This is a genomic window from Antarctobacter heliothermus (genome assembly GCF_900188425.1).
GTDB classification, from domain to species: domain Bacteria; phylum Pseudomonadota; class Alphaproteobacteria; order Rhodobacterales; family Rhodobacteraceae; genus Antarctobacter; species Antarctobacter heliothermus.
The window spans coordinates 1-4,832 of sequence record NZ_FZON01000117.1; the positions used below are offsets into that span (position 1 = coordinate 1).

Sequence of the window (4,832 nt, forward strand, 5' to 3'; positions counted from 1 at the left end):
AAGATCAGATCCCGGCTCAGGCTCGGCGGCCAAGCCGGTGATCTCGACCGGCAGGAAGAGAGTGTCATCCTTGGCACCACTGGACGCTTCGGCTTCGGCCGGCGCGAAACGCGGATCCCGCAGCCAGGTGAAGATCAGGTTCGAGTTCATCGCATACCGGCGCGCAACCGGCGCCACCGACACACCGGGCGCGCATGTTTGCCGGCAGATCGAGCGTTTCTCCTCGTCAGACCAGAACCGCTTCTTCTGTCCCTTCATGCCCGTCATGGAGTGCCTCAAGATGTCCATTATCGATCATGGACATTATCGACAGCAGAGGCTCACCGTCAGAGCGGTCACAACGGACGGATACGTTTATGTTGCACTACGTAAAGCAGCGTTGATCCCACTTTACCACATGCCGCTCAGCAGCGTTTCGCATGCCGGCTGCAACATAACGACCTTATCAGCCAAAACCGAGCGAATGCGGCTCAACCGGTCTGTTCGAATGGGCGCCAAACAGACACAAAACCACATTGCCCACACCGCGGAGATCAGAAATCGCGTTCGAGCCGCGTGCTGAATGACTGAACAAGAAACAGCAGGCGAAAGGAGGTTGATCGGGCCACAAAGCAGTGGCAGCGTTCACGAGAAGCCATGCTAGCAGTCGCTGCACGTGCATTTCATTCCGCATGGTGTGCTGTTTTGCTACGTTACTGCGGCAGGTAGGCAAAGCTGTCCAAGATACGCCCGGTGATCGTTGCCAAAAGCGACGATTGATCCGTGATCGGGACAGGACCGAGGTTGATAATGGTAGTTGCCAGATAACTGGTCTCTTGGTTAGGGTGCGGAAATAGAACCACGCGCGCCAACCTATCGTGATAGTGTTCTGGATCGCTTAAGCCCACAAGCATATGGACCGTTCCCGCGACGCTGGCGTGAGGCATCGGCTCCAGCACCAACACTTCGGATTGCGCGTAGTTCTCGGTGACCATTGGCCTGGCGAGCTCGGCCAATACCCGCATCCCCAATTCGGTGCGGGCCGCTGCGGGATCTTCTGCATCGGGCGTCAGGGGAAGACGCACGCCAGAAACCTGTATGCTCTCCAACAAGACCATTCCCCCCGTCGCGGGGTCTTCTTCCCGGAAAAGGAGCGCAGCAACTGCGCCTGTACTTGTATTGAACCCGGCCTGGGTGTCTACGCCATCCCCTTCGGGGACGGTGATGGTAAAATAGATCGGCACCTCGGTGTCGAACTGTTGCTCGAACGCTGCGTCAAAGAAAAAGACCCGTTCCTGCGCGTAGGCGGGGAGACACAGCATAGCTACAAAAAAAATGCTCAGAGAAAAGGAGTTCATGGGGTAAGTCTTTGTGATTAATTCTTAATGTTTCCCAAGAAATCTTGGTAAAACGGATATTGATAGGTTTTGTGGTCCTTTTCAAGGTTTACCGCCGTATCGGCTCCAGATGGGGACGTATTGATAGGCTCAATGCTATTTGACTGACCAATGTCCGGTTCAGGGAAGCAGTACTGCAGCAAGGATAGCCTCGATGGCATCCGGATGGCGATCCGGGTGGCAGAACTGGCCCGCGCTGGGCTGACCCCCGACTGGATGCCCGGCGCTTTACCGCGCTGCGTGCCTGAGGAAACGAGGCAAAACCAGCATGGTGTTCAGGCAGTGACGGAAGTCGTGGGCACCGAACGGATACTCTCGCGCGGACGCTGGCGCACGGTGGAGGTTTTGGCCTGCCGAGTCACCTGGCGGCCCCACCCAGAGCAGATCGCGTCCGCGCGGCGCGGCTATGAGGGTTGGCGGGGGGCCCATGCTTCGGGATGTCGAAATGACCGGGGCGATGCCGCGGGTGCGGCCATGGAAACCGTAGGCCATTCACGAAAGGCGGGTTCCGGCCATTCGCCGCAACTGCGAGAGGCTCGTGTCAGAGAGGAACAAGCGACCATTCATCGCCCCTTTGATCATTGCGTCGATGCTGCACTATGCATCAAGGTCAGCAATGCGCAGAAAGCGAGCTTTGCAAAGTTTGGCCCGTCTTCCGACAGCGGCCTTTCGTGTAGCGCGCGGCGAAAGCCGGGTGAGAGCCCCAAGACTGACCGATGCTGCATCCTGCATGAACGGCGGCTGTCGAGCGAACAATACTCTGGCGTGAGCATCATTTTCTCCGGCAGATGTTAGCACGCTCAGAAAATTCCCTTGACCTGCCAAGGACTAGCCATTGAGTTGCGTCAAAGTATTTGAGTAACCTTATTCAACAATCAGACTGACGGATAAAATGACCATGCAACCCAAGATGTTTCTCGCAATTGCGGCCACGCTGGCACCTTTCTGTGCCTTTGGTGGAGAGCTTTCCGGTACAGCGTCTTACCGTGAACGCATTGCCTTGCCATCTGAAGCGACTTTTCAGGCGGTCCTCTATGATATTTCAGACAATGATCAGGTTGAGATTGGACGCTTCGAGACCACCGGCGATGAGGGGCCTCCCTATCACTTCACAATCGACTATGCAGATGAGGACGTCACCCAAGATGGTCTTTATGCAATCACGACGCAGGTGATTTGGCCTGACCGTCCCTATTTTATCGCGGGCACAAACCTTGACGGGTTTCCAACCGCGATGCCAGAGATTGACCTTGTTATGGTGCGACCGGGGGTATCGCCTGCCGTCACACCTTTGGAAACGACCGAACTGCTGTCGCCTATGATTGGGGCACACGGGCTGGCGTTGCCAGCGACTTATCAAGGTGTCGTTGACGGAAACGCAGGGGCGGAAGCATGGAGCCTCGCGCTTGCAACAGATCAGACCTTTCAGCTTTCAAGAACGTTTGAGAGCAGCGAGCGCGACAGTCTGGGACGCTGGGTCGCAGACCCAACCGCCGGTACCTTGGTGCTCAGGGATGGTGCTGAGATGCCATTGCTCGTTCGTTCAATCGCATCAGGCGCATTGCGTGTCGTTGATGCGAACACGGGCGAAGAATTTGCCGGTGATCTGACACTTGCCAAAGATAAAGTATTGGAACTGTCCGGTATGATGATGGGGGGCATGATGACCTACATGGCCGATGCCGCAATATTTGAGGATTGTGTGAGTGGTGCGATCTTCCCAGTGGCACAAGAAGGCGATTATCTAGCATTAGAGCAAGCCTATCTCGCAGATCGTGCTGAACCGGGAGCACCGCTCTACGTCATGCTAGATGGCGGCCTCGCCATGCGGCCTGCCATAGAGGGGCCAGACCGGCAGATGGTTATCGTCGATCAGTTTATTCGCACCCGCCCCGAGATCGCCTGTGCACAGCAACGCGCCGATGCGGCGTTGCTGAACACCTACTGGCGTCTTGATACGCTTGATGGGGAAACCTTCCCAATGCAAGCCACCCAGCGAGAACCGCATATGGTCCTTGAGGCAAGTGAGAGTGGAGCCTACCGGGCGATGATCGGGTGCAACCGGATGCGCGGAGCATACACACTTGACGGCGGCGCGCTGACCTTTTCGCCGGCCGCGGCAACTATGATGGCCTGCCCTGAACCACTTGACGCGCTTGAGCATCGCTTTGGTGAAGTGATGGCCGATGTCACAGGATATGCCATAGAAGCGGAAACCCTTGTCCTTCGAAACGCCGATGGTGACCATCTTGCCATCTTTACCGCGGTATACTTTTGATAATGGACGGAAATAACAGCATCCATGGATACAGCTCAGCTGCCCGGCGTGTAGCCTTGGGAGTTGCGGCAGTTGCGGCGATCACGCTCCTCACACGCATATATCTGCGTTCGGGCGAAGATGGCGGCGTGATCGGAGCGATTTCGTATCTATCACAGTTTTTTACCATTTTGACGAATGCCGTCGTCATGGTGTTGATGTTGTTGATCGCCTCTGGCCGCCATGTGCTTGCGCGCTGGATCAAGGCGATTGTGATTGCAATCGTCATCGTGGGGATCATCTATCACCTTCTACTGGCTCACCTAGTCGAGTTCGTTGGGCTGGCATTCTGGGCGGATCATGGCGTTCACACAGTTGTTCCCGCATTGTCAGTCCTGTGGTGGCTCGTTTTTGCTTTCAAGCCGCCACTAAGGGTATCAGACTTGACGATCTGGGTTGCGTGGCCGGTGCTATACTGCACTTACATTCTGATCCGAGCGCACTTTAGTGGGTTCTATCCGTACCCATTCTTGAACCTGCCTGAACTGGGCTGGAGCGGACTTTCAGTGTCTATAGCCGGGCTATTAGCTAGCTTTGTTGTAGTAGGGTTGGCGCTAACCGCTATTGGCCGTTTTGCTTCAACGAGTAGGAGCTGACTGACGCAAATAGTCTAAATTTTCGACAGACTTAGCATTGACCAAGCAACCGTTGTCGGCGTTATCGCCCTCCTACCAGACTTTGAAGCGGACCTTTGCGCAAGGTGCAGCGAATTCACACTTCGTCCGCACCTTACCAGTTCGCAAGCTGCGCAGCGAAGGTCGGCTGTCGCAAATTCGCATCGAAGATCTTAAGTCCGCTTCGGGCTGACTGTGGTCATCCGCGACAGCCAGAACAACCATCTTGATCCGTGACCCAAACGCCGTATCCGTCCGTTGTGACCGCTCTGACGGTGAGCCTCTGCTGTCGATAATGTCCATGATCGATAATGGACATCTTGAGGCACTCCATGACGGGCATGAAGGGACAGAAGAAGCGGTTCTGGTCTGACGAGGAGAAACGCTCGATCTGCCGGCAAACATGCGCGCCCGGTGTGTCGGTGGCGCAGGTTGCGCGCCGGTATGCGATGAACTCGAACCTGATCTTCACCTGGCTGCGGGATCCGCGTTTCGCGCCGGCCGAAGCCGAAGCGTCCAGTGGTG

5 protein-coding genes and 1 pseudogene are annotated in these 4,832 nt (G+C 56.1%); 4 read left to right on the forward strand and 2 right to left on the reverse strand.

The annotated features are described in order from the left end of the window. Together CHB90_RS26405 and CHB90_RS25515 are read right to left on the reverse strand one after the other, a co-directional pair. Positions 1 to 267, reverse strand: a 267-nt coding sequence (locus tag CHB90_RS26405; protein ID WP_141135983.1) for a transposase, incomplete at its 3' end; no start/stop codon positions are given. A 425-nt stretch (positions 268 to 692) separates the two neighbouring features. Further along, positions 693 to 1,337, reverse strand: coding sequence for a hypothetical protein (locus CHB90_RS25515; protein WP_089280505.1), 645 nt, complete (start codon positions 1,335 to 1,337; stop codon positions 693 to 695). A 183-nt stretch (positions 1,338 to 1,520) separates the two neighbouring features. On the opposite strand from CHB90_RS25515, the pseudogene CHB90_RS27265 reads away from it, so the two are divergent. From CHB90_RS27265 to CHB90_RS25535, 4 genes and pseudogenes are all read left to right on the forward strand, one after another. After that, positions 1,521 to 1,863, forward strand: a pseudogene (locus CHB90_RS27265) (hypothetical protein); the annotation flags it as partial. Between the two features lie 411 nt (positions 1,864 to 2,274). Beyond that, the gene (locus CHB90_RS25525) at positions 2,275 to 3,654 is read left to right on the forward strand and encodes an META domain-containing protein (RefSeq protein WP_170941193.1); all 1,380 of its coding nucleotides are present in this window, start codon (positions 2,275 to 2,277) and stop codon (positions 3,652 to 3,654) included. Positions 3,655 to 3,656: 2 nt separating this feature from the next. Further along, entirely contained in the window at positions 3,657 to 4,289 is a 633-nt protein-coding gene (locus tag CHB90_RS25530) for a Pr6Pr family membrane protein (RefSeq protein WP_141135984.1), read from the forward strand. A 350-nt stretch (positions 4,290 to 4,639) separates the two neighbouring features. Further along, positions 4,640 to 4,832 (forward strand): transposase (locus tag CHB90_RS25535; protein WP_141135985.1); only part of this gene is annotated, 193 nt, incomplete at its 3' end.